Origin of the sequence: Nannocystis pusilla (assembly GCF_026626665.1) — a bacterium.
In the GTDB taxonomy this organism is placed as follows: Bacteria; Myxococcota_A; Polyangia; order Nannocystales; family Nannocystaceae; genus Nannocystis; species Nannocystis pusilla.
In genome coordinates this window covers 8,658,880-8,681,781 of the sequence record NZ_JAPNKE010000002.1, presented here as the reverse complement: position 1 = coordinate 8,681,781, position 22,902 = coordinate 8,658,880, and the positions used below count along the sequence as shown (strand labels likewise).

The following is a 22,902-nucleotide window of genomic DNA, read 5'->3' as shown; positions in this document are numbered from 1 at the left end:
GCATGTCCGAGTCGTCGTCCCGCGCCACCGGCCTCGCCGGCCTCGTCGTGCGCCGCCCGCTGGCGATCGTCGTCGTCGCGCTGGTGCTCGGCGTGCTCGGTTACTTCGGCACCCGCCGGCTCGGCATCGACCAGGAGCTGCGCGCGCTCCTCCCCGACGACGCCCCCAGCGTCACCCGCCTCGACGCCGTCACCGAGCGGCTCGGCAATCAGTCCGACCTCTACGTCACGATCCGCGGCCCCTCGCGCGAGGCCAACCTCGCCCTCGGCGCGGCGATCGCCGCCGACCTCGAGCAGCGCGAGGATATCCACTACGTCCTGTTCCGCCGCGACCCCGCGTTCTTCCGCGACAACCTGCTGCTCTACGCCGGGCTGCAGGACCTGCTCGACCTCCGCCGGCAAGTCATCGACGCCATCCAGGCCCGCGTCCGTCGCGAGCTCAGCATGTTCCCCGAGGACCAGGAGGCGAGCGGCGAAGGCGACGACCTCGGCCTCGACGAAAAAGCCCTGCGCGAGCGCTACGGCCTCGACCGCGAGCCCTCGGAGTACTTCGAGCGCGACGAGGGCCGGCTGGTCGTCGTGCGCGCGCGGCCGACCCGGCCCAACACCGACATCTCGTTCGCGCGCGGCCTGTCGCGCAACCTCAAGACCGCGATCGACGGACTCGAGCCCAAGCGCTTCCACCCCGACATCGAGGTCACGATCGACGGCAGCTACGCCGAGCACACCGCTCAGGCCAGCAGCCTCGAGCGCGACATCATCTCCGGCACCGCGTTCGCGTTCGGCCTGCTCCTGCTGGTGGTGGCGATCTACTTCCGCGGCCTGCGGGCGGTCCCGCTGGTGCTGGTGCCGCTGCTGATCGCGGTCGTCACCACCCTCGCCGTCGGCTGGGCCCTCTACCGCGAGCTCAACCTCGTCAGCGCCTTCATCTTCGCCGTCACCCTCGGCCTCGGCATCGACTTCGGCACCCACATCCTGTCGCGCTACCGCGACGAGCGGCGCCGCGGCCTCGATCAGTTCGCGGCGATCCGCACCACCATCGCCACCACCGGTATGTCGACGGCCGGCGGCGCGCTGAGCACCGCGTTCGCGTTCCTGTTCCTGGTGATGGCCGAGTTCCGCGGCTTCTCGCAGTTCGGGGTGATCGGCAGCCTCGGCATCATGATCGCCTTCGTCGCCGCGCTGGTGGTCCTGCCCGCGCTGGTGCTGGTGCTCGATCGCATCGTCCCCTGGCGCGTGCCCGCACCGGCGGCCACCCAGGCTCCCGGCGCCCGCGTCGTCTCGCGCAATTTCCCATGGCTGGCCCTTGGGACAGCTCTGGTCTGCCTCGTCGGCGGGGCCCTCGGCGCCGCCCAGCTGCCGCGGATCGGCTTCGAGTACAACCTCGGCAAACTGGGCCCGCCCGACCGCACCAGCCCCGAGGAGCAGCAGCGGGCCAACGAGTACCGCGACGCCGTCGGCCGCACGCAGTCGACCGACCCGACGATCGTCCTGACCGAGAGCCTGCCGCAGACCGAGGCCGTGAACCGCCAGCTGCAGGCGATCCTCGACCTCGAGCCGGAGCAGATCGCTGAGATCACGGGCCTTGAGCCCTACCCCGACACCCCGCGCAAGCCGAAGCTCGCGCCGAAGCCCGCGCCCGCGCCGAAGCCCGCCGACGAGGAAGAGGACGAGGACGACGTCGAGCCCGACGACCCGAAGTTCGTCCGGCTCGGCGAGCTCGCGCGCACCCGCGGTGCGGTCGACCCCGCGGTGCTCGAACAGCTCAAGCAGTACTCGCCCGAGCGCCTGCGCGAGATGGACGACCTGCTCAGCAGCGTGCTGTCGATCTACAGCTTCGTGCCCGAGCTGCAGGCGGAGAAGCTCGAGGTCATCCGCGACATCCGCACGCGCATCGACAACAAGCGCGGCTCCTTCAGCGACGCCGACCTCGAGAAGTTGAAGTCGTGGGAGCGCTACCTGCAGGTCGACCGCCCGGTCGGGCCCGACGACCTGCCGCCGTGGGTCAAGGTCCAGTTCACCGACATGCACGGCGAGCTCGGGCGCTTCGTCGCCTGCTGGCAGCGCGGGCCCAAGTCGGAGTACGCCCACGCCAAGCGGATCCACGACGCCTTCGACACCATCGACACGCCGCTGGGCCCGGCCCCGGCGGTCGGCTCGCACTTCGTCGTGCCCGAGGTCGTCGACGCCATCCGCGGCGACGGCCCGCTGGTGATGTGCGCCGTGTTCGGCGTGCTGATCTTCACCGCGCTGGTGATGTTCCGCAGCGTCGGCCACGCGGCGATCGTGCTGGCGACCGTCGGCTCGGCGCTCGGCTGGCTGGCCGCGGTGTTCGTGGCGATGGGCTGGACGCTCAACCTGTTCAACCTGGTCGCGCTGCCGCTGCTCGTCGGCATGGGCCAGGACGACGCGCTCCACATCATCCACCGCTACCGCGAGGAGGGCCTCGGCCGGCTGGCCCACACCATGCGCGAGACCGGCGGCGCCGTCGTCCTCACCACCGTCACCACGGTCATCGGCTTCTCGAGCATGCTGTTCGTCGACCACGTCGGCCTGCGCTCGCTCGGCTGGACCGCGGTCGTCGGCATGACCTTCTGCCTGGTCGCCTCGCTCACGCTCGTGCCCGCTTGCCTGCGCCTCGGCGAGTGGCTGCGGGTCCGGCGCGGCGAATGAGAGGTCCTTTACGACATGTTCCGAACGCCAGACGAGCCTCCGGCGCCGCTCGCCGCCGTCCTGCCGGCCGGCGCAGGAGCGGCCGGGCAGCCGTGCTCGCGGTTGCACGGGTCGGCCGCGCGCAAGCGCGCGTACTGGCCTGCTGTGGGGCAAAGCCGCTAAAGTGAGGGCTGTATGCGGATCGCCCTCGTGATGGCCGGCGGCGGCGGCTCACGGCTCTGGCCCGCCTCGACCCCCGAGCGGCCCAAGCAGTTCATGGCGCTGCGCGACGATCGCGGGCAGAGCCTCCTCGCCGCCGCGGTCGATCGCGCCGCCGCGGTCGCCGGCGCCGACTGCACCTTCCTCGTCACCACCCACGGCCTGGCCGCCGCCGTCCGCGCAGCGGCGCCGCAGCTCGCCCCCGAGCAGGTGATCGAGGAGCCGTGCCCGCGCAGCACCGCGCCCTGCGTGGCCCTGTCGCTGGTCCACATCGTCGAGCGCCTGCGCGCGCGGCTGGTCCGAGAGACAGATCGACGAGACCGCGCTGATGGTCCTGCCGTCCGATCATCACATCGGCGACGAGGGCCGCTTCGCCGACCTGCTCGCGCGCGCCTGCGACTGCGCCGCGGAGACCCGCGACGTGGTGGTCCTCGGCGTCACGCCGACGCGGCCCGAGACCGGCTACGGCTACATCGAGCGCGACGGCCTGCCGCGCTCGTCCCCCGGCGACACCGCCTGCGCCGCGCTGAACCTCTATTCCGCGGTGCGCTTCGTCGAGAAGCCGAACCTCGCCCGCGCGCGCGAGTTCCTGGCGAGCGGACGCTTCTTGTGGAACGCCGGCGTGTGCATCACGCCGATCGGTCGCCTGCTCGCGGAGTACCAGCGCCACGCGCCGGCGCTGTGGCAGGCGTTCGCGCCGGTGGTCGCGGCCCTGCGCGAGGGCGAGGCCGAGCTGGCCCGCACGCGCACCGCCGCCGCCTACGCGGCGATCCAGCCGGCCTCGATCGACGTGGCGATCCTCGAGCAGCTCGCCGACCTCCGCGTCGCCGCCAGCGACGTCGCGTGGACCGACCTCGGCTCGTGGGCGGCCATCCGCGAGGCCCTGCCGCGCGACGGCGACGGCTTCGCCGTGCACGCCGAGAACGGCGCGGCCGTCCACGTCGTCGACGGCCGCGACGGCCTGGTGTGGACCGACGGGGCCGACGTCGCCATCGTCGGCCTCGACGGCGTCGCCGTGATCTCCTCGGGCGGCCGGATCCTCGTGTGCCCGCTCGAGCGCGCCCAGGAGGTCCGCGCCGCCGCCGAGGCCTCCGCCAGGCACGCCGCCCGCCCCCGCGACAAGCCCGACGCTTGATCGCTGGCTGTCCCGAAAGACAGCCGCCGCCGAGCCACGGCCCGCCCGCAAAGCTGGCGAGCGCAATCAAAGGCTGTCCCGAAGGACATCTTTCCTCGCAGAGGAGACCGCCGCCCCGACGACCGAGCTCCCCGGTCCTCCCGCGCGGTCCCCGGCCCCGTCACCCGCGCGAGGCCTCGCACGCCGGCGCGCCTGGGCCGGCCGCGCCGCTTCGTTATACTCGCCGCACGTGACGAGCACCGAGGCAAGCACCCGCGCCACCCCGCCGCCGTGGCTGCGGCGCATCGCCATCCTCAACGACTACGCGCGGGTCCCCTACGCCAACGGCTCCTCGTTCGCCTCGCAGATGCTGCGGCGCGAGTTCGCGGCGCGCGGGCAGGAGGTCACGGTCATCGGCCCCAACGACCCGCACGCGCGGCCCGACCAGCTGCCGCCGCGGCGGATCTTGCTGCCCTCGTTGCCGCTGCGCAATCACCCGGGGGTGTACATGCCGTTCCCCTCGGCGCGGAGCTTTCGCGAGGCCGCGGCGCAGAAGTTCGACTTCGTGCTCAGCCAGAGCAACCACGACCTGTGCGACCTCGGCGTGTGGCTGCGCTTCAAGCACGACGTGCCGCTGCTGTGCGTCAACACGCTGCACCTGCCGAGCGTCTACGGCGTGGTCCTCACCGATCGCATGCGCAAGAACCGGACGATCAACGGCCTGTTCCAGGACCGCTTGATGCCGTGGCTCGAGCACCACTCCGCCGAGGTCTACAACCTCGGCGACGGCCTCATCGTCCTCGCCGAGGGCCTCGTCGACTACTGGCGCGAGCGCGGCGTGACCGTGCCGATCCACGTGATCCCGCGCGCCGTCGCCCCGCACATCTTCGACGCCCCGGCCGGCGCCGATCCGTTCCCCGCGAGCGCCACCGCCGGCCAGCGCCTCCTCGTCGTCTGCCGCCACTCGCGCGAGAAGGGCGTCGAGCGGCTGCTGCGGCTGTTCGCTCGCCACGTCGCGCCCGCGTGCCCGCAGGCGTCGCTCACCCTGGTCGGCGACGGCCCCGACCACGACGTCTTCCGCGCGCTCGCCGAGCGCCTCGGCCTCCGCGGCCGCGCGCACTTCGTCGGCGAGGTGCCCGTCACCGAGGTCCCGAACTACTACCGGCACGCCGACCTGTTCGTCTACACCTCGCTGTCGGAGACCTACGGCCAGGTCGTCAGCGAGGCGATGTGGTGCGGCCGCGCGGCCGTGGCCTTCGCCGACGGCATGGGCGTGTCGCAGCAGATCCGCAGCGGCCGCGACGGCTGGCTGGTCGAGCCCGGGCCCGACGCCGAGGCCGCCGACGCCGAGTTCGGCGCCCGCGTGGTCGCCCTGCTGCGCGACGAGGCTGCTCTAAAAAACATGTCCGAAGAGGCAGCCCGTCACGCCCGCGACCGCGCCGACCCGGACCGCAGCATCGCCCGCTACTACGCCGCCTTCGAGGCCGCCCGCGAGCACTGCCGCAGCACCGCCGGCGAACGCCGGGCCCAGGGCCTGAACACGCCCCGGCTGATCTCCCGCTGGTTCGCGGTCCACGGCGCCGTGGTCGGCCTCAGCGCCCTGCGCCCGCCCGCCCTGCTCAACCGCAACGGCGGCGAGCAGCCGGCGTGGAGCTGACGCCCGACCTGTCCTTTCGCGCAGCCTCGCCTGTTGCCGCTGGCCGCCTCTCGCGGCTGCACGTCGCGCTCGCCAGCCCCGGAGTCGCTGCGCGCGGCCGCAAGCAGCGGCCCCGCGCTGTGACGCACGCACGATCGCCACGCGAACCTCTCCGTCTGAGCGATGTTCTCCGCCGCGTCATGCCGCGCGCGTTCCCGGTAGTCGCGGCACATCGGCTTGCCTTTCGCCCGACGGGGCGTGATGCTGCGAGGGCATGACATCGCCCGAGCCGCGCGTGCTCCTCGCCTGGCGAGGGAGCGATCCTCTCCACCGGCGCCGTTCGACGAGGCCTACTACTGCCCGGCGTGCAACGCATACTTTGGCCTGGCACTCGCACCGGTATCGCAGCCGCTCGCGCCCGGGGTCACCGTCCTCGCCACTCTGAACGGACCCGCCGGCCCCGTGGACATTCGCTGCCCCGGCTGCGGCGCGGCTCACCCCGAGTACGGCACGCTCGGCGACGCCGCCACTCCTCCGGCACGTCCGACGGTCGCCGAGCTGCTGGTCACGACCTTCCCGCCCCGGGCGCCGCGCGCTGCCCAGATACGCGTGGGGCGGCTCGTCGTCGAGCGGTTCGTCCTCCTGCTCGCCGGGCCGCTGCCGCCGCCCTCGATGCTCGCGGACTTCGTCGAGACGGCCTGCGCCTCCATGATCGAACTGATGCTCCGCGCTCCGGTCCGCGGCGGCGCGGTCCCCTTGAACGTGCTCGCCGTGGACAGCCTGTTCGACGACACTCAGTGGCTGTCGGCCTTGCTCGACACGCACGTGTACAGGGGTACCCTGGGGGTGAGGGTGTTCGCCAGCCTGGGCCCGCTAGAGGCGCCGAGCGGGACGCAGGTACTGCTGTGTCCGGTCGGAAGCGGGCCCACGCGCTGAGTTCAGGGGCCGTCAGCCGCAGGACGAAGACAGTGGTAGCGAGGACCGAAGTTCTTCGTCAAGTCATCGAGCGGAGGTACCTCGTAACGCGGAGCGTCTCGTAGATGTCTTCGCCCCCGCCATCGTGGAGATCTTGAATGTAAGCCATCATGTTCTCGACTTTGTCCTTCAACTCGTCCCACCGTGAGCACTTCGCGGCGGAACGGATCAGTCGACCCTTGAGATCCTCCGAGAGCGCGCTCTGGGCGACGAACGACACGAAGGCGGCCCGCTTCCTGGTGAACGCCTCGGCGAGCGCGGCTTCCCGCACCAGGGGCTCGTCCACGCCCGCCGCTCGAAAGAGACGCCGGACGATCGAGGTGATGCGCTTGAAGATCCGCACGGCTCACGTCACTTCAGCGGAGGCGCCCATTCAGGTTTCATGCGCCCACGTATGTCGGGCTCGAGCCAGCCTCACTCCGGCGCGTTCGCCAGCGCGACGTCGAGGTACGGCTGGACCATGTCGAGCACGCGGCTGCGGGCGCGGACGCGGCGGAGGTTGCCGTAGTGCCCGGCGATCGCGCGGTCGATGAAGATGATCTCGCGCGGCGGCTGGAACGAGGCCATGCGCTTGATGGCCGCGGGGATCAGGCGGATCACGTCCTCGTGCAGGGTGGCGCGGGCGTAGTCGAACGGCTCGCCGGTGAGGAACGGCAGCGCCAGGGTGTCGCGCCACTGCTTGTAAAAAGCCGGCTCGACCGGCGGCCCCTCGGGGTTGCGCACGCCGAGCTCGCGCAGGGCCTCGTCGACGCCGTCCCAGTCCTCGGCGATCCCGCGGCGGATCGTCTTCGCGTAGGCCGCGGCGATCTCCGGCCGTACCTGCTTCACGCATCCGAAGTCGTACAGCACGATCTCGCCGTTCGGGCGGAACGCCAGGTTGCCCGGGTTCGGGTCGGCGTGCAGGATCCGGTGCTCGAACAGCTGGGCCGCCAGCGCGCGGAACAGGTTGTCGCCGATCCGGTCGCGGACCTCCTGCGGGTAGCCGCGCGCGTCGAGCTCGTCGATGCGGTCACCGGGCTCGAAGGTCAGGGTGAGCACCCGCTGCGACGAGCGCTCGCCCACCACCTCGGGGACGATGATGTGCGCGTCGCCGCGGTGGATCTCGCCGAAGCGGCGGACGTTGTCGGCCTCGTTGCAGTAGTCGAGCTCTTCCACGAGGCGGGCGCGGATCTCCGCGAACACCTCGTCGAGGCTCTGCTGCTTCACGTCGACGAGGCCGGTGGCGCGCTTGACGAACCCGCCGGCCTTGAGGGCGAACTTGAGCTGCGCCAGGTCGGAGTCGACGGCGCCGTCGACGCCCGGGTACTGCACCTTGACCACGACCTCGCGGCCGTCGTCGGTGGTCGCGCGGTGGACCTGGCCGATCGAGGCTGCCGCGAACGGCTCGACCTCGAAGCGTTTGAACAGGACCTCCGGCGCCGCGCCCAGCTCGCTCTCGATCTGGCGGGCGATCACCGCGAAGTCGACCGGCGGCGCCTGCCGCTGCAGCGAGCGCAGCGCCTCGGCCAGCTCCTTCGGCAACAGGTCGCTGGCGATCGACGCCATCTGCCCGACCTTCATCACCGCGCCCTTGAGCTCGCCGAGCGTCCGGGCGATGCGCCCGCCGTTGAGCTCGTGGGCCGCGTTGCGCTCGCGCTCGGCGTCCTCTTCCGACTGGAACAGGCCCTTGATCCGCGTCTTCGCGTAGCTGCCTGCGACCTGCGCGGTCATGCCGGCGAGCTTGAAGAAGCGCCTCCCCTTGGTGACCGGGCCCTCGTTCATCGCGCCGCTCGCTCCTCTTACTCTGCCCGCCCGCTCAGGCCCGCGCAAGCCCACGCGCCCGCGCGTCGCAGACCCGCGCCCGCGGGCCTCGCCGCCACCTGACCGTGACCCGACCGCCGCCGGCGGACCTGACGCAGATGTCCCTCGGGACAGGTCTTCCGCCCGGGAATAAATGTCCTGAGGGACATGTTCCTACGAGCAAGTTCGTCCTGCCCTGCGGCTCGCCGTCGAGGGAGTGATTACCCGCGTCCCCGTGTGCGCTGGCTCGCGGCCGCGGCCCCGCGGTCTCGCCGAGGCGGCGCTGCGAACGCCGCAGATCGGTCGTCCGCGCCGGGATCGGGCCGAACGCCCCTCCGAGCCGCGGCCCGGGCGCTCGCGGGGACGGGGCCCCGCCCGCCCGGCCTTGCGAGGAGCCCGCGCCGCCGGGCCCGCGAGCCTGTAGGATGGGCGACGGAGCAGACCGTGACCCGCGAAGCGAAGCCAGACTCGTCGAGGACCGTCCAGGAGACCGCGCGCTTCATCCTCCGCTACTTGCGAGAGAACGGCGACGGCGCGACCAAGGAGACGCTGTCCACCAAGGCCGGCGTCGCCGGCGTGACGGTGCAGCGGGCGCTCAAGTACATGCGCGAGGAGTGGGACGCCCCGCTCGAGTTCGTGCACGCGAGCAAGGTGTGGAAGCTGCTCGACGACAAGTTCACGCTGCCGCTGACCGACCCCGACCCCGAAGATCTCGCAGCGGTCGTGTTCGCCTCGGCGCTGCTGCAGCCGGTCGCCGACGCCGAGCTCAACGCTCGCGTCAAGCGGCTGGTCGAGCAGATGGACGCCGCCGTCGAGGAGACGCAGAAGAACGCCGCCAAGGTGCGGCCGAAGAGCGTCACCGCGACGATGACAACCGGCACGCGGGTCGACTCGCGGCTGGTGTCGAAGCTGCTGCAGGCGGTCGGCTCGGGCGTGGTGCGCATCGAGTACGACAGCCCGTGGTCGGGCACGCGCAAGACCCATGACGTCGAGCCGTGGCAGCTGCGGCTGCACGACGGCGTGATGTACATGCGCGCGTTCTCGCGGACGACCGGTGACGCGCGCAGCTTCCGGGTCGCGCAGATCGTCCACGCGCGCGTGCTCCCGGGCCAGACCCCGCGCGAGGCCGTGCCGACCAAGAGCAACCTGTGGGGCGGGTCGGAGCCGGGCTACGGGATCGACAGCGACCGCCCCGGCGTCGCGACCTTGCGCGTGCGCGGCGGCGTGGCCCGGTGGATCGCCAACCTCGTGTGGGACCCCGGCCAGGAGGACAAGTGGATCGAGCCTGGCGAGCTGCTCGAGCGCAAGGTGCCGTACCACTCGTGTCGCGAGTTCGCGCGGCGGCTGTTCACGATCGTCGACGGCCTCGAGTCGATCGAGCCGACCGAGCTGCGCGAGGAGGTCGTCAGCGACGCGCGCGCCTTCCTCGATCGCCTCGATCGCCACGGCGCGCAGGCGTGAGCGGCGCGTTGTCTGCCGCGGATCAAGCGCCCGTGGCAAGCTCCTCCGCGAGGTCGAGGGGAGATTGACTCTGGGAGGGTGACTCCATCGCCCCGGGGCCGAAGCTGGCCTTTCGGGCTTGGAGTCGTGGTGACCTCAGGCCCCGGCGGGGGACCGATGCGACGCAGGTCGTCGCATCGGTCCCCCGCCTCCTTTTGCTATCATCCGCGCGTGAGCACGCGCCCGCGAGTCTGCGTCCTGCACGTCGGCGGCACCATCGGCATGGTCCGCACCGAGACCGGCTACGCGCCGCAGCCGGGCTTCCTCGGCGAGTACATGGACGCGATGCCCGAGCTGCGCCGCCCCGAGCTGCCGACCTTCGACGTCGTCTCGCTCGAGCCGCTGCTCGACTCGGCCGACATGGCGCCGGAGGACTGGGTCCGGATCGCCGAGGCCATCGCCGCTCGCTACGCCGACTACACCGGCTTCGTGGTCGTCCACGGCACCGACACGATGGCCTACACCGCCTCGGCGCTGAGCTTCCTGCTGCCCGGCCTGGCCAAGCCGGTCATCCTCACCGGCTCGCAGCTCAGCCTCACCCACGTCCGCAGCGACGGCCGCGAGCACATCATCACCGCCATCCTGCTCGCCGGGACCTGCGAGATCCCCGAAGTGTGCATCTACTTCGCCTCTCGCCTCCTGCGCGGCAACCGGGCCCAGAAGGTCCACAACCTCGACTTCGTCGCCTTCGACAGCGGCAACCTCCCGCCGCTCGCCCACGTCGGGGTCGGCATCGAGGTCGCGCGTCACCTGGTCCGAAAGCCAGGTTCAGCCGGCGCCGCCGGCCTCACGATGCTCCCGCAGGTGCGCCGGCCCGAGGTCGCCGCCCTCCGTCTGTTCCCCGGCATCGGCGCGGCGATGATGTCGAAGCTGCTCGAGCCCCCGCTCGAGGCGCTGGTGCTCGAGACCTACGGCGTCGGCAACGCGCCCAGCCGCGACCAGGCGCTGCTGTCGGCGATCGCCCGCAGCGCCGCGCCGCCACGCGAGGTCGTGATCGTCAACTGTTCGCAGTGCCACGGCGGCTCGGTCCGCCAGACCACCTACAGCACCGGCGCCGCGCTCGCCCGCGCCGGCGTGCTGTCCGGCTTCGACATGACCCCCGAGGCCGCGCTCACCAAGCTCTACTGCCTGCTCGCCTCCGGCCTGGCGCCGGCCGCCGTCCGCGCGCGCATGCAGCAAGACCTCGCCGGCGAGCTGACGCCGGACCCCGCGAGCGCGACCGTCTCGTGAAGGTGCGACGATGCGTGATCTCTTCGTAAGCCTGTCTGTTTGCACATGTCTCCTCGCACATGTCTCCGGGTGCAGCTCCGACCCGCCGCCCGCGCCGGCCGCCGCTCCTGCCAAGCCGATTACTAAACCCGCCGGTGAGGCGCTGGTCGGCTACGACCTGCGGCGCCTGCGACCGCGCGACGAGGAGACCCTGGCCGCGATGTTCGACCGCCTGCGGGCTCAAGCCCTGGCGGAGGGCAAGCGCGTGGCGGTGCTGTTCAGCGCCGACTGGTGCGAGCCGTGCCGCGAGCTCGAGCAGGAGCTCGGCAACCGCCACCCGGCCGCGGAGATCGGCGACGTCCGGTTCCTCGAGCTCAAGGAGGAGGACTGGAGCGCCGCCGCCCGCATGGACGAATTCAACGAGCTCCGCCGCCGCTGGGTCGGCCAGACCGGCTCGTATCCGCTGCTGATGTTGCTCGACGACGAGGGCAAGCCGCGCGAGGAGATGAAGCAGGCGATCGAGCGCCTCGAGGCTGCGAAGATCGAGCCGACCCTGGCCCACTGGCTGGCCGACACGCGGCCGAAGAGCGCGACCTAGCCGGTCGCCGAGACGGTCCCGCTCGTCCGAGAGCGACCTGTCTTTTCAGGCAGGATACGGCGGCTCGGCCCCGGAGCGGCTGTTCTCGACGACGGGTCGAGCAGCTCGCAATGCCGCGAGGCCCCGCGAGCGCGGCTTCCGCTTCACGAACGGCTCGAGCTCGGCGGAGCAGCGGACGTGAACGGCCGCGCGTCGAACACCACCCGGGCCGCGCGTTCGACCACGAGGCCCACGCCACCAGCCCCGGCCGCAAGCTGCTGCTCGATCGACTGCTCGACATCCTGTTCGTGCAGGCCGTCCGCGCGCACTTCCAGGCGCCGACGAACGCGCCGCCCGGCTGGCTCGACGCCCTCCGCGACCCGCAGATCGGCGCCGCGGTGGCGCTCCTCCACCGCGAGCCTGGCACTTCGGACATGTTCCGAAGCGCTGGCGCGTCGAGCCCGCGGGCCTGCGCGTGTGCCGGGCGCGAAATGCCTGCCCTTCAGGACATGGCGCAACGCACATGTCCCAAAGCGCTCATGTTTACCGCCGACGTCGATGCGGAGCCTGACCTGAAGACCAGGCTCTTCCGCTTTCGGGTTGCGCGGATCCGAGGGCCAGGGTGCTCTCGGGCCCGCAGCGCGCCTAGCGGCGGCGGCGGAGGATGAAGCCGGCGCCGAGGGCCAGGAGGACCATCGCGCCGTTCCAGGCGTTGCCGTCGGCGTCGACGGAGCAGCCCTTCTTCTTCTCGACCGGGGGCGGGCCCTCGCTGGCGGAGCCGGGGTTCGGCGTGCTGCTGCCGTCGCCCTCGTTGCCGTCGCCGCCGCCGAGGGAGTCGTGCGCGTCCTGCTCGGCCGCGGCCTCGTCCTCCTTCTCCTCTTCCTTCGGGGCCTCGGGCTTCTTGCCGCTCTTGATCAGCTTGATCTTGCCGCTGGCGAGGGTGAGCTCCTTGCCCTTGGCGTTGACCTGCGTGACCTTGATGTCGTAGGTGCGGTTCTTATCAAAACCCTTGCGGCCGTCGAGCTCGAGCTCGCCGTAGAACCACTTGTCGCCGGCGAAGTCGTTCTCGTCGTGGCGCCACACCGACGACTTGTTGCCGTCGAGCTCCTGGAAGAACTCGATGTAGAGCGGGCCGGGCGCCGGGTTGTCGAGCTTGGCGTGGATGTAGGCGATCCAGCGGTCCTCGCCGGGCACCTCGTCGAGCGTGTCGACGACGGCCGACTTGCCCGTGGCGGTGATCTTGCCGGTGCCGTCGATCTCGATCGGAGTGGCGCCGACCTTCACCTCGCCCGCGTAAGCCGCGGCGCTGCTGAGCGCGGCCAGCGCGAACGCCGAGGAGAGCGTCAAGCGTCGAAGGAAGTTGATGCGCGGTGTGCTTGTCATGGCGGTCGGGACGGAGGGTAGCACAGCCCGCGCCGGGGACTGTGAACCCCAAGATACGTCCCGCTGCCGCGCGCCCCGGAGCGAAAGCACGTGCAAAACGCGCGGGCTCAGCCAGCCAGGGCCGTCGCCAGCGCTCCGTTGCGGTCCATCGCCGCCAGCTCCGTGAAGCCGCCGATGCTCCGATTCTTGATGAAGATCTGCGGGACCGTGCGGCGGCCGGTGCTCTCGATCAGCCAGCTGCGGGCCTCGGGCAGGTCGGTCACGTCGACGGCGACGAACGCGATATCGCGCCGTCGCAGCAGCGACTCGGCCATGCGGCAGTACCCGCACGTGTCGGTCACGTACAACACGACGTCGGCGCCGAGCTGCTCCGGCGTCTTGAATTCAGTGATGGCCTCGGCGACACCCATGACGGTTCTCGCCGAGGGTGTAGCAGAGAATCAGTCCTCGGCGAGCAGGGCGAGGATCTCGTCGTCGAGCTTGTGCTGGTGCTCGCTGGCGAACTTGCCGACGATGACGTCGCGCCGCTGGGCGATGGGCGTGCCGGCGGTGACGCCCTGTCCGCCGATGCCGCCGATCGGGCGCCGACCGACGCGGCTCGGCCCGCGGCTCGGACGCGGCGGACCCTGACCCGCGGCCGAGGCGGCCACCTGGGCCTGCGCCTCGGGGGCGGTGAACACGACGTGACCGAGCGTGGGATCGAGGGTCGGGCCGGGCTCCCCGGCGGCGAGCGGCGGACCCTGCGGCACGACCTCGCGCGGCTCGGGCGGCGGCCGCCGATCGGGTCGCTTCGCCGGCGCCTTCTCCTGCACCACCGGCGCCGCGACCTCGGGCTTGTTCGAGGCCTCCGGGTGAGCGCCGATGTACTTGATGATCCGCTCGTCGAACGACCCGCTGCGCAGCTGGCGGATCATCGACTTGTGCGAGTCCTGCATCGCCGCGACGATCACCGCGTCGAGGTTCTCGCTCTCCAACCGGTCGCGATAGTCGACCTTGTTGGTGGAGATGATCGTGCCGTCGTAGAACACGTGCGTGAAGATGTGGGCCTTCTGAATGCCCGAATCCTCGGTCTGCACGTGATAGAGCCGCCCCCGGTGCGGGATGTTGTGGTTGTAGCCGAGCTGGGGGGACTGGTTGGCCGCCATGGTGCTGCTCGCAGGAGCGTGCCGGTCTAGGTTGCCGGCGATTTACGCGCACCGCAAGCCCAACTGTACTTCGCAGGCGGTCCACTCACACAAATGTCCTGTAACTACGGCGGCGAAGGCTCCTGCTATGCTGCGGCACCCGACATCGTCGGGCCGCGAAGTCCCGTGTCCGCAGCCGTCGTCCCGCTCCTCCCCTCCCCCGGCGAATTGCTCGCACCGGCCGTCCAGGCCGGCAAAACGGGGGAGATCCCCGAAAGCGCGCTCACTGCGCAAATCGCCGCCTGCGCCGAACGGGTGGCGGCCATCGACCCGCGAGAGGCCTTCGACCGTCTCAGCGAGGCGTTCTGCGGCCGTTACCCCGAGGTCGCGATGCAGTGGCTCCGCGACGCCGGCCTCCTGGTCCACCTGTTGCCCGAGCTCGACGCGACGGTCGCGTTCTCCCAGGAGGGCGGCCGCCGGCACAAGGACGTCTGGGAGCACACGAAGGCGGTGGTGCGCCAGTCGGTGCCGCGCCCGGCCGTCCGCTGGGCAGCGGTCCTGCACGACATCGGCAAGGTCACGACCCGTCGCTTCGTCGGCCCGGGCAAGGTCACGTTCCACGGCCACGCGGAGGAGGGCGTTCGCATGTACCGGCGCGGCCCGGCCCGCCGCATCGGCTTCCCCCGAGCTGCGCGAGCAGGTCGAGCTGCTCATCCTCCATCACCTGCGGCCGGGCCAGTACGACGGCAGCTGGACCGACGCGGCCGTGCGGCGCTTCAACCACGAGATGGGCCCGCTGCTCACCGACCTGCTCGACCTGTCGCGCGCCGACGTGACCAGCAAGCGGCCGGGCAAGCGCCAGCGCTGCCTCTTCCTGATCAGCGAGCTGAGCCGGCGGATCCGCGAGATCGCGGAGCTCGACGCCCGCGTGCCCCCGCTGCCCTCCGGCGTCGGCGACGTGCTGATCCGCGAGCTGGGCCTCGCGCCCGGCAAGATCATCGGCCTGCTGCGCAACCGCCTGACGGCCTTGTGCGAGGCCGGCGAGATCGAGGCCGGTCAGCCGGCGGAGTATTACGTGGGGGTCGTGCGCGAGCGCGGGCTGTTGACCGAGCTCGCCGGGCCGACGACCTGAGCTGCCTCTCGGGACAGATCTCGCCGAAGAGCTCCCGTGAAGCTGTCCCGAAGGACAGCTCGTTCCGCGACCGCTCAGGTCTTCTTGCCGTCGTCGGCCTTCGCGTCGGCCGGGGCCGTGCCGCCCGCCGCGGGGGCGCCGTCGACGGGGATCGCCTTGCCATCGCCGGCCTTGCCGTCGCCGTGCTTGGCGCCGCCGCAGCTGCCCTCGCCGCACTTGCCCTCGCCGCACTTCATCTCGCCGGGCTTGGCGTCCGCGGGCTTGGCGTCGACCGGCTTGGCGTCCACCGGCTTCGCGTCGGCCGGCTTCACGTCGGCCGGCTTGGCGTCGGCGGCCTTGGCGGGGGCGGCTTCCTTGGCGTCCTTCTTGGCCTCGCCGCCGCACGCGCCCGCGCCGAGTCCGAGGAGAGCGAGGGTGGCGGTGATCGTCTTGAGATCCATCAGTCTTTGCGTCCTTGCGCCGAGGATAACAGCCGGCGCCGGCGATGACGACGCGCTCGCCCGGAGCGGGCTCATCCAGCGCGATCGACCCGGCGACGCAGGCCCAGGGCGAGTGCGGGCGCGAGCCAGGGCATCGCCGCTCGGACCGAGCGCGCCGGCAGCGACCCGACCGCGTTGACCGGCGAGCCCGGCTCAATCGCGCCAGGATCGGCCCAGGGCGGCGGCTCGGCGCGCACGTCGACGGCGACGCCGGTCAGCGGGTGCGTGAAGGCGAGACGCACGCACGCCAGCTCGAGCACCTCGCCGGCCGCGGCGCGACCGATGATGGGCCGCTCCAGCGCCTGCGCGTGCAGCGAGATCTGCTCGGTCGGCCCGCGCCGCAGCTCGACCTCGACCAGCGTCGCGCCGTCCCCCGCGGCCAGCGGGCGGAACTCCGTGCGCGCCGCCACCACCTCGCGGTCCTCGGGGCGGGCCAGGCGGACGCCCGCGCTCGTCTTGACCAGAGGTGTCTCGCAGGACATGTCCTTCTCGACATGTCCTGAAAGCCTGGCGCGATAGACCCTGAGCATGTCGAGCTCGCTGAACTTGGGCAGGAAGCTCGACCGGTCCTGGCCGCGGGCGGTGAACAGCGCGAGGCCGGCGGCGCCGGGCTCGAGCGCGTGGACGAGGCCGACGTAGGGCCGCAGGACGCCGTCGCGCGCGAGCAAATGGACCAGCGCCTGGCTCACCGCCCCGCGGCTGCCCTCGCGGGTGGCCGCCGCCGGGACGCCGTGGGGCTTGTCGACGATGATGCAGTGCTCGTCGCGGTGGACGACGACCAGGCTCTCGGGCGCGAGCGGCTCGGCGCTGGCGGCGTTGGCGTAGATGGTGACCCGCTCGCCCTCGCGCACGCGCAGGGTCGGGATGCAGGTGCGGACGTTGCCGATGTAGACCCCGCCGGCGCGGATGAGGTCGGACGCCCGCGTGACGCCCAGGCCGAGGCGCCGGCCCAGCAGCTGGCGCAGGGTCATGCCGTCCTCCATCGAGATCACCCGCACCCGCACCCGCCCCGCCGGCTGCGCGGCGGGTCCCGGCTGCGTCGGCTCGTCGGACCTGTTCATACGGACCTGCCCACCTCTCTCGTCGCGGCCGCCCCTCCGCGCCGTAGCGAGCGCGACCGGCCGGCGTCGCCTCGGCTCGTCGGAGGCATGCCATTCAAGACATGGCCCACAGAACATGTCTGAAAGCGCATCCCTCGCCGCGGCGCACTACTGGTCGCCCATGTCTCGTGCGACATGTCTTTTGAGCAATGGCGGTGAGGACATGACTGCATGGACATGCCTACGATCGCCGGAGGCGCAGCTCGCCGGCCAGCTCGCGCAGCTCGGCGGCGGAGAGGAGGTAGCGCTCGCCGCAGTAGGAGCAGCGGACCTCGGTGGCCTCGCGCTCGCCGGCGAGGGCGTCGACGTCGTCGGCGCCGAGCATGGCGACGATGTCGCGGGCCATCGCCGGGCCGCAGTTGCAGCGGAACGCCAGCGGCGTCTCGCCGACGACCTCGAACGGGGCGTCGCCGAGCGCGAATCGCAGCAGGTCGGCCGGCGCGCGCGGCAGGAGCAGCAGCGACGACAGCGCCTCGCCCGCCAGCCGCTCGCGCAGCGGCGCCAGCACCTCGCCGTCGTTGCCGGGCAGCGTCTGGCACAGGATCCCGCCCGCGCGCAGCACCCCGCCGGTCGCGTCGAGCAGCACCTCGCAGCGCAGCAGCGACGGCACCTGCTCGCTGGTGTTGAGGTAGTGCTCGAGGTCGAGGTCGACCTCGCCGGCGACCAGCTCGACGGTGCCCTGATAGCGCGAGTCTGTCTCTGCGGACAGGTCGAAGTCGCGGGTGACGGTGAGCGCGCCGCGCCGGCCGAGGAACGGCGACAGCGGCAGGCGGCCCATCGCGCGCTCGAGCGTGGCCTGCAGCGGCGAGTCGCCGAAGCCGCGGCGGAGACAGCCGCGCACGGTGCCGTCGCCGCGAGCGTCGAGGAGGAAGCCGCCGGGCTCGCCGTCGCCGCCGCCCGCCCCGGGCAGGTCGGAGAAGCAGCGCGCGTCGACCCGCAGGCGCTCGGCCGGTGACTTCGTCAGCGTGGTCAGCAGACAGCCGGCCGTGAGCGCCCGACCCAGCGCGATCGCCTCGAGCCCGCGGATGCCGTGGCGGCGGCACGACTCCTGGACCAGGTCGGTGGTGACGGCCGCCAGCGTGCGCATCGCCGGCGCTTCGGGCGAGTCGGAGTCGGGCGCAGCGGCGATTGCGCGGAGGAGCACGTCCACGGCGAGAGGGTAGCGCGCCGCTCAGGGCAGGTCGATCAAGTTGAGGCGCACGCTGGCCGGCGCGCCGTCGCGGACCAGCTTGACCTCGACCTCGTCGCCGACCTTGTAGCGGTCGAGGGCGTTGTACAGGTCGTCGTAGTTCTTCACCTTGTGCTCGTTGATGCCGACGATGATGTCGCCGAGCAAGATCTCGCCGGTGCGGTCCTGCTGCAGCCCGCGGATGCCCGCCTTGGCGGCGGGGCCGCCGGGGGCCGTGCGCGTGATGACGACGCCCTTGACGCCGACGCGCGCGGCGTAGGCGTCGGGCAGCGGCTCGATGCCGAGGCCGGGGTGCTCGACACGGCCCTTGTCGATGATCTGCGGGACCACGCGGCGCACCGTGGCCACCGGCACCGCGAAGCCGATGCCGGCGCTGCTGCCGGTCTTGCTGAAGATCATCGTGTTCATGCCGATGAGGTGGGCGCCGCTGTCGAGCAGCGGGCCGCCGGAGTTGCCGGGGTTGATCGAGGCGTCGGTCTGGATCATGTCGCGGATGGTGACGCCGCCGTAGCCCTGGACCTCGCGGCCGATCGCCGAGACCACGCCGGTGGTCAGCGTGTGGTCGAGGCCGAACGGGTTGCCGATGGCGATCGCGGTCTGGCCGACCTCGAGCGGGCCGCCCTGCGGGAGCACGCGGATCGGGGTCAGCGGCTCGTCGCAGTTGATCAGCTTGAGCACGGCGATGTCCTTGTTGGGATCGCCGCCGAGCAGCTGGGCGTCGTAGGTCTTCTGGCTGTAGAGCGTGACGCTGTAGGTGCCGCGCGCGCGGCCGGCGTCGACGACGTGGTAGTTGGTGACGACGTGGCCCTGCGTGTCCCAGACGAAGCCGGTGCCCGAGCCGGCGGGGACCTCGAGCGCGCGCATCGAGTAGTCGCGGACCAGCCGCTTCTGCGTCACGAACACGGTGGCGGGCGCGGCGGCGCGGAACACGTCGATGACGTTTTGTTCAGCTTCGAGGCGCGCGGCCGGCGACGGTGCCTTGACCTCGGGCGTCGCTTGCGACGGTGCCGGTGCGGCCGCGAGCCCCGTCAGCGTGGCGTGCGCGCCCATGTCCGGGGCGATCTCTCGCGGCGCGGGGGCGGACACAGCGACCGTCTCGGGCTGGGGCGACGGCGGCGCTGCAGCCTGGCACTCGGTCATGCCCGGCAACACCGTGAGGCAGCCGAGGAGGACCAGGGACGAAGACAGCAAAGTACGGCGTGAGGCGGCCATGGCTGGCTCTGTTTTAGGCGCCCGCCCGGCGTCCGCAAGGGCCTGCTGCACCCGCTGACGGCCGCGAGGGCTGCATTTATGTGCAGGCCGAAGCCGCGCAGGCGGGGTTTCGCCCAGCGCCGTGATATACCTTGCCGACCATGAACGGTGCCGCCGCGCCAGCCCCATGCCCCTTCTGCCAGCAGTCGCACCCGGAAGACGTGTTCGTGTGCCCGACCGCGGGGAAGGTCCTGCCGCTCGAAGGGAGGCTCTTGGACGGCAAGTTCAGGTTCACCAAGCTGCTGGGGGCCGGCGGCATGGGGGCCGTGTGGCGGGCGCAGAACATCCGCGTGCGCAAGGCGGTCGCCATCAAGCTGATGCACCCCGAGTTCGCCGGCAACCCGGGCATCCTCGACCGCTTCAAGAACGAGGCCACCGCGGCCGGGCAGATCGGCAACCCGCACATCTGCGACATCTACGACTTCGGCCAGAGCGTCCTCGGGCCCTACATCGTGCTCGAGATGCTCAACGGGCGCTCGCTCGGTGAGCTGGTCCAACAGACAGGTCAGGTCGACCCCGGCCTCGCGGTCCTCATCCTCCGCCAGGCGCTCATCGGCCTCGACGCGGCGCACGCAGTCGGCATCGTCCACCGCGACCTCAAGCCCGAGAACATCTTCCTCCACGAGCCCTCGCCCGGGCACCTGCTGGTCAAGCTGATGGACTTCGGCATCTCGAAGTTCTCGCAGGGCGGCACCGAGGGCGGCGGGCGCACCAGCGCCGGCGTGCTGATGGGCACGCCCGAGTACATGTCGCCCGAGCAGACCGAGGGCGCGGCCGGGGTCGACCACCGCACCGACATCTGGGCGATGGGAGCGATCCTGTACAAGGCGCTGACCGGCGCCGACGCGTTCAGCGGCGCGACGATGGCGGCGATCCTCGTCGCCGTCTCGACCAAGCAGCCGACGCCCATCGCCCAGCTCGCGCCGCACGTGCCGCCCGGCCTCATCGCCGTGGTCGAGCGCTGCCTGGCCAAGGAGGCGAACGACCGCTTCGCCTCGTGCTCGAAGCTGTCGGCCGCGCTCGCGCCGTTCGAGCAGCTCGGCGCGCCGCTGCCGGCGATGGCCTCGCACACCCACGCGCCGCCGATGACCTCGGCGCCGATGACGGGCGCGCCGTCGTCCGTGCCGCCGGCGCAGGCCTCGACCGTGATCACCGGTGGACCGCCGCCGACGTCGAACCCCGGCTTCGCGCCGCCGGTCGCGACTCTCATCACAGGTGGACCGCCGGTCTCGCAGCCGGTCTCGCAGCCGCCGACCTTCCAGCCGGCGAGCAACAAGCCGACCTGGTCCGGCGAACTCGGCAAGCCGAACCTCGCCGAGGAGTCGTGGTCGCTCGGCCGCGGCGAGGGGACCAGCACCCAGCCGCCGATGCCGACGAGCAGCGGCGGCGGCAAGGGCATCCTCATCCTCGTGGTGCTGCTCGTGCTCGGCGGCGCCGGGGCCGGCGTGTTCCTGATGATGAAGCCGAAGGCGAGCGTCACGCCGCCGCCTCCGCCCGAGCTCGTCGGCGCCGGCACTGCGGGCAGCGAGACCAAGACGACGCCGACGCCCGACACCAAGGTCGACACGCCGCCGACGCCCGACACCAAGGTCGACACGCCGCCCGACACCAAGGTCGACACGCCGCCCGACACCAAGGTCGACACGCCGCCCGACACCAAGGTCGAGACGCCTCCCGACACCAAGGAAGACAAGGAAGACAAGAAAGAGGACACCAAGAAGCCGACGCCCAAGCCGAAGGAGCTGATCAGCGACGCTGACGTCCCCGGCCTGCGTCTGCCGGGCAAGATGCTGTGGGAGAAGGCCAAGGAGCACTGCGACAGCTCCACCGAGGCCGGCCTCAAGACCTGGCGTCTGCCCAAGAGCGGCGAGGTGCTGAAGTTCCGCAAGAACCCCAAGCTCGCCAATCGCAAGGTGTGGACCAGCGAGATGAGCGCGGGTCGAGTCAAGGTCGTCGACACCAACACCGGCGCGGTCGAAGAGGTCGCTGCCAACACGCCGAAGATCGACGTCACCTGCGTCGCGCTCAAGTGAGACCGGCGCGCAGGCGCGCCCAGGCGTGTGTTAGGCTGCCCGCCATGTCTTGGCAGAACTTCGCCCGCCTCACCCTTCTCCCTTGCGTCACGCTGCTCGCGTGCGGTGACGACGGCAAGGCCTCCGGCACCGACGCCTCGACGTCCGCCGGTCCCACCACCGACAACCAGACCGGGACCACGGACACCTCGACGACGACGGGCACCGGCACCGACGGCACTGCGACCGCCACGTCGACGGTCGATCCCACCTCCGCCGGTCCCACCACCGACACCCCGCCGACGTCGACCACCACCGTCGACCCGACCACCGACGGCACCTCGACCACCACCGGCGAGCCCGCGTGTCCCTACACCCCGGTGCCCGGACGCCCCGGCTTCGCGCTCGAGGTCGTCGCCACCGGCTTCGACCGCCCGCTCATGGTGCGCGCCGATCCCAGCGACCCCGAGCGCCTGTTCGTGCTCGAGCAGGGCGGCCGGATCAAGATCCTCGAGCCCGGGCAGAACACCGCCCCGGCCGAGAGCTTCCTCGACATCGACGTCAAGAACAAGGTGCCGAACCAGATCGGCCCCGAGCAGGGCCTGCTCGGCTTCGACTTCCACCCGAACTTCCCCGCCGACCCGCGGATCTTCGTCAACTACAACCCGGGCATGTGGCAGGGCCCCGGGCCGACGTACGTGGCCGAGTTCACGCTCGACCCCAACGACCCCGACAAGGTCGACCCGGCGTCCGAGCGGCTCGTCATCGCCATCTCGCAGCCGGCCAGCAACCACAACGGCGGCATGATCGAGTTCGGGCCCGACGGCATGCTGTACATCGGCATGGGCGACGGCGGCGGCGCGGACGACCAGTTCGACACCGGCCGCGACAAGCAGTCGCTGCTCGCCAAGATCCTCCGCATCGACGTCGAGCCCGACGGCACGCCCGACATGAACGAGCCGTGCGGCCAGTGCGAGATGCTCGACGGCTTCGACTACACGGTGCCGGCCGACAACCCGTTCGTGAACGACCCCGAGTTCGCGCCCGAGATCTACGCGTGGGGCTTCCGCAACCCGTGGCGCTTCAGCTTCGACGAGGACGGCACGCTGTACGCCGCCGACGTCGGCCAGAACCAGTGGGAAGAGGTCAGCGTCGTCGCGGCCGGCGCCGACTACGGCTGGAGCCTGATGGAGGGCAACCACTGCTTCAACGGCGGCTGCGACGACGGCAAGGGCGTCAACGAAGTCAACGACCAGGGCCTCACCACCCCGATCGCCGAGTACAACCACGGCGAGGGCTGCTCGATCACGGGCGGCACCGTCTATCGCAGCTGCGAGGTGCCCGAGTGGAACGGCACCTACTTCTACGGCGACTACTGCTCCGGCGGGGTCTACGCCCTCAACTGGGACGGCACCAACGTCGAGCTCCTCGGCATGGTCGCCGGCCAGGAGGACCGCGTCCTCGGCTCCGGCAGCAACGGCTTCGGTGACGTGCTGTTCACCGTCGTCGAGCTCGACGGCTTCAACGCCCCCGTCGACGGCAAGATCCTGCGGGTCGTCCCGCAGTGACGCG

21 protein-coding genes and 2 pseudogenes are annotated in these 22,902 nt (G+C 71.6%); 13 read left to right on the top strand and 10 right to left on the bottom strand.

Features of this window, described 5'->3' with window-relative positions; translation table 11 throughout:
• The first annotated feature begins 2 nt into the window (after positions 1-2).
• The 5 genes and pseudogenes from OV079_RS38275 to OV079_RS38260 all read left to right on the top strand — a co-directional run bounded on the left by OV079_RS38275 (position 3) and on the right by OV079_RS38260 (position 6,556).
• Entirely contained in the window at positions 3-2,672 is a 2,670-nt protein-coding gene (locus OV079_RS38275; protein ID WP_267774567.1) for an efflux RND transporter permease subunit, read from the top strand.
• 174 nt (positions 2,673-2,846) lie between these two features.
• Positions 2,847-3,131 (top strand): annotated as a pseudogene (locus OV079_RS59290) (sugar phosphate nucleotidyltransferase); the annotation flags it as partial.
• Between the two features lie 49 nt (positions 3,132-3,180).
• On the top strand, positions 3,181-4,005 hold the full coding sequence (locus OV079_RS38270) for a sugar phosphate nucleotidyltransferase (RefSeq protein WP_267778751.1): 825 nt from the start codon (positions 3,181-3,183) through the stop codon (positions 4,003-4,005).
• 229 nt (positions 4,006-4,234) lie between these two features.
• The gene (locus OV079_RS38265) at positions 4,235-5,641 is read left to right on the top strand and encodes a glycosyltransferase (protein WP_267774566.1); all 1,407 of its coding nucleotides are present in this window, start codon (positions 4,235-4,237) and stop codon (positions 5,639-5,641) included.
• A 441-nt stretch (positions 5,642-6,082) separates the two neighbouring features.
• Positions 6,083-6,556: a hypothetical protein gene (locus OV079_RS38260; RefSeq protein ID WP_267774565.1), complete on the top strand. Its 474-nt coding sequence runs from the start codon at positions 6,083-6,085 to the stop codon at positions 6,554-6,556.
• A 58-nt stretch (positions 6,557-6,614) separates the two neighbouring features.
• Here OV079_RS38260 and OV079_RS38255 read toward each other — a convergent pair whose 3' ends face one another.
• On the bottom strand, positions 6,615-6,938 hold the full coding sequence (locus OV079_RS38255; protein ID WP_267774564.1) for a hypothetical protein: 324 nt from the start codon (positions 6,936-6,938) through the stop codon (positions 6,615-6,617).
• A gap of 71 nt (positions 6,939-7,009) precedes the next feature.
• A complete protein-coding gene (locus OV079_RS38250) occupies positions 7,010-8,356 on the bottom strand; it encodes an ABC1 kinase family protein (protein ID WP_267774562.1) in 1,347 nt (448 codons plus the stop codon).
• Between the two features lie 104 nt (positions 8,357-8,460).
• Here OV079_RS38250 and OV079_RS38245 point away from each other — a divergent pair, with 104 nt between their 5' ends.
• The 4 genes from OV079_RS38245 (at position 8,461) to OV079_RS38230 (ending at position 11,681) form a co-directional block, all read left to right on the top strand.
• Complete coding sequence (locus OV079_RS38245; protein WP_267774561.1) at positions 8,461-8,595, top strand: hypothetical protein; 135 nt, start codon at positions 8,461-8,463, stop codon at positions 8,593-8,595.
• Between the two features lie 223 nt (positions 8,596-8,818).
• On the top strand, positions 8,819-9,835 hold the full coding sequence (locus OV079_RS56575) for a helix-turn-helix transcriptional regulator (protein ID WP_267774560.1): 1,017 nt from the start codon (positions 8,819-8,821) through the stop codon (positions 9,833-9,835).
• Positions 9,836-10,045: 210 nt separating this feature from the next.
• Positions 10,046-11,104, top strand: a complete 1,059-nt coding sequence (locus OV079_RS38235) for a type I asparaginase (protein ID WP_267774559.1) — start codon at positions 10,046-10,048, stop codon at positions 11,102-11,104.
• Between the two features lie 10 nt (positions 11,105-11,114).
• Positions 11,115-11,681 carry a TlpA family protein disulfide reductase gene (locus OV079_RS38230; RefSeq protein ID WP_267774558.1) on the top strand — a complete coding sequence of 189 codons (567 nt, stop codon included), beginning with the start codon at positions 11,115-11,117 and terminating at the stop codon, positions 11,679-11,681.
• Positions 11,682-11,824: 143 nt separating this feature from the next.
• On the opposite strand, the gene OV079_RS38225 is transcribed toward OV079_RS38230, so the two are convergent.
• From OV079_RS38225 to OV079_RS38210, 4 genes are all read right to left on the bottom strand, one after another.
• Entirely contained in the window at positions 11,825-12,073 is a 249-nt protein-coding gene (locus OV079_RS38225) for a hypothetical protein (protein WP_267774556.1), read from the bottom strand.
• A 232-nt stretch (positions 12,074-12,305) separates the two neighbouring features.
• A complete protein-coding gene (locus tag OV079_RS38220; protein ID WP_267774555.1) occupies positions 12,306-13,007 on the bottom strand; it encodes an MYXO-CTERM sorting domain-containing protein in 702 nt (233 codons plus the stop codon).
• 143 nt (positions 13,008-13,150) lie between these two features.
• Positions 13,151-13,453 (bottom strand): glutaredoxin domain-containing protein, encoded by a 303-nt coding sequence (locus tag OV079_RS38215; RefSeq protein WP_267774554.1) that lies wholly within the window; start codon positions 13,451-13,453, stop codon positions 13,151-13,153.
• A 30-nt stretch (positions 13,454-13,483) separates the two neighbouring features.
• The gene (locus OV079_RS38210; protein ID WP_267706224.1) at positions 13,484-14,188 is read right to left on the bottom strand and encodes a hypothetical protein; all 705 of its coding nucleotides are present in this window, start codon (positions 14,186-14,188) and stop codon (positions 13,484-13,486) included.
• Between the two features lie 93 nt (positions 14,189-14,281).
• Between OV079_RS38210 and OV079_RS59285 the strand changes: the two are divergent.
• Both OV079_RS59285 and OV079_RS38205 read left to right on the top strand, forming a co-directional pair.
• Positions 14,282-14,818, top strand: a pseudogene (locus tag OV079_RS59285) (HDIG domain-containing metalloprotein); the annotation flags it as partial.
• A 115-nt stretch (positions 14,819-14,933) separates the two neighbouring features.
• Complete coding sequence (locus OV079_RS38205; RefSeq protein ID WP_267774543.1) at positions 14,934-15,299, top strand: hypothetical protein; 366 nt, start codon at positions 14,934-14,936, stop codon at positions 15,297-15,299.
• A 74-nt stretch (positions 15,300-15,373) separates the two neighbouring features.
• Here the strand turns inward: OV079_RS38205 and OV079_RS38200 are convergent, their stop codons facing one another.
• The 4 genes from OV079_RS38200 to OV079_RS38185 form a co-directional block, all read right to left on the bottom strand.
• Positions 15,374-15,739: a hypothetical protein gene (locus tag OV079_RS38200; protein ID WP_267774542.1), complete on the bottom strand. Its 366-nt coding sequence runs from the start codon at positions 15,737-15,739 to the stop codon at positions 15,374-15,376.
• Between the two features lie 71 nt (positions 15,740-15,810).
• A complete protein-coding gene (locus OV079_RS38195; protein WP_267774541.1) occupies positions 15,811-16,839 on the bottom strand; it encodes a pseudouridine synthase in 1,029 nt (342 codons plus the stop codon).
• A gap of 220 nt (positions 16,840-17,059) precedes the next feature.
• Positions 17,060-18,028 (bottom strand): Hsp33 family molecular chaperone HslO, encoded by a 969-nt coding sequence (locus OV079_RS38190; protein ID WP_267774540.1) that lies wholly within the window; start codon positions 18,026-18,028, stop codon positions 17,060-17,062.
• Between the two features lie 21 nt (positions 18,029-18,049).
• A complete protein-coding gene (locus OV079_RS38185; protein ID WP_267774539.1) occupies positions 18,050-19,279 on the bottom strand; it encodes a S1C family serine protease in 1,230 nt (409 codons plus the stop codon).
• Between the two features lie 140 nt (positions 19,280-19,419).
• Here OV079_RS38185 and OV079_RS38180 point away from each other — a divergent pair, with 140 nt between their 5' ends.
• Both OV079_RS38180 and OV079_RS38175 read left to right on the top strand, forming a co-directional pair.
• Positions 19,420-21,351 (top strand): serine/threonine protein kinase, encoded by a 1,932-nt coding sequence (locus tag OV079_RS38180; RefSeq protein WP_267774537.1) that lies wholly within the window; start codon positions 19,420-19,422, stop codon positions 21,349-21,351.
• A 44-nt stretch (positions 21,352-21,395) separates the two neighbouring features.
• Entirely contained in the window at positions 21,396-22,898 is a 1,503-nt protein-coding gene (locus OV079_RS38175) for a PQQ-dependent sugar dehydrogenase (protein WP_267774535.1), read from the top strand.
• Positions 22,899-22,902 lie beyond the last annotated feature (4 nt).

Bases quoted from the DNA above. Each gene is read 5' to 3' on its own strand.
- OV079_RS38185 (WP_267774539.1), bottom strand. From the start codon at position 19,279: ATGGCCGCCTCACGCCGTACTTTGCTGTCTTCGTCCCTGGTCCTCCTC.
- OV079_RS38175 (WP_267774535.1), top strand. From the start codon at position 21,396: ATGTCTTGGCAGAACTTCGCCCGCCTCACCCTTCTCCCTTGCGTCACG.
- OV079_RS38250 (WP_267774562.1), bottom strand. From the start codon at position 8,356: ATGAACGAGGGCCCGGTCACCAAGGGGAGGCGCTTCTTCAAGCTCGCC.
- OV079_RS38195 (WP_267774541.1), bottom strand. From the start codon at position 16,839: ATGAACAGGTCCGACGAGCCGACGCAGCCGGGACCCGCCGCGCAGCCG.
- OV079_RS38180 (WP_267774537.1), top strand. From the start codon at position 19,420: ATGAACGGTGCCGCCGCGCCAGCCCCATGCCCCTTCTGCCAGCAGTCG.
- OV079_RS38275 (WP_267774567.1), top strand. From the start codon at position 3: ATGTCCGAGTCGTCGTCCCGCGCCACCGGCCTCGCCGGCCTCGTCGTG.
- OV079_RS38230 (WP_267774558.1), top strand. From the start codon at position 11,115: ATGCGTGATCTCTTCGTAAGCCTGTCTGTTTGCACATGTCTCCTCGCA.
- OV079_RS38200 (WP_267774542.1), bottom strand. From the start codon at position 15,739: ATGGATCTCAAGACGATCACCGCCACCCTCGCTCTCCTCGGACTCGGC.
- OV079_RS38215 (WP_267774554.1), bottom strand. From the start codon at position 13,453: ATGGGTGTCGCCGAGGCCATCACTGAATTCAAGACGCCGGAGCAGCTC.
- OV079_RS38210 (WP_267706224.1), bottom strand. From the start codon at position 14,188: ATGGCGGCCAACCAGTCCCCCCAGCTCGGCTACAACCACAACATCCCG.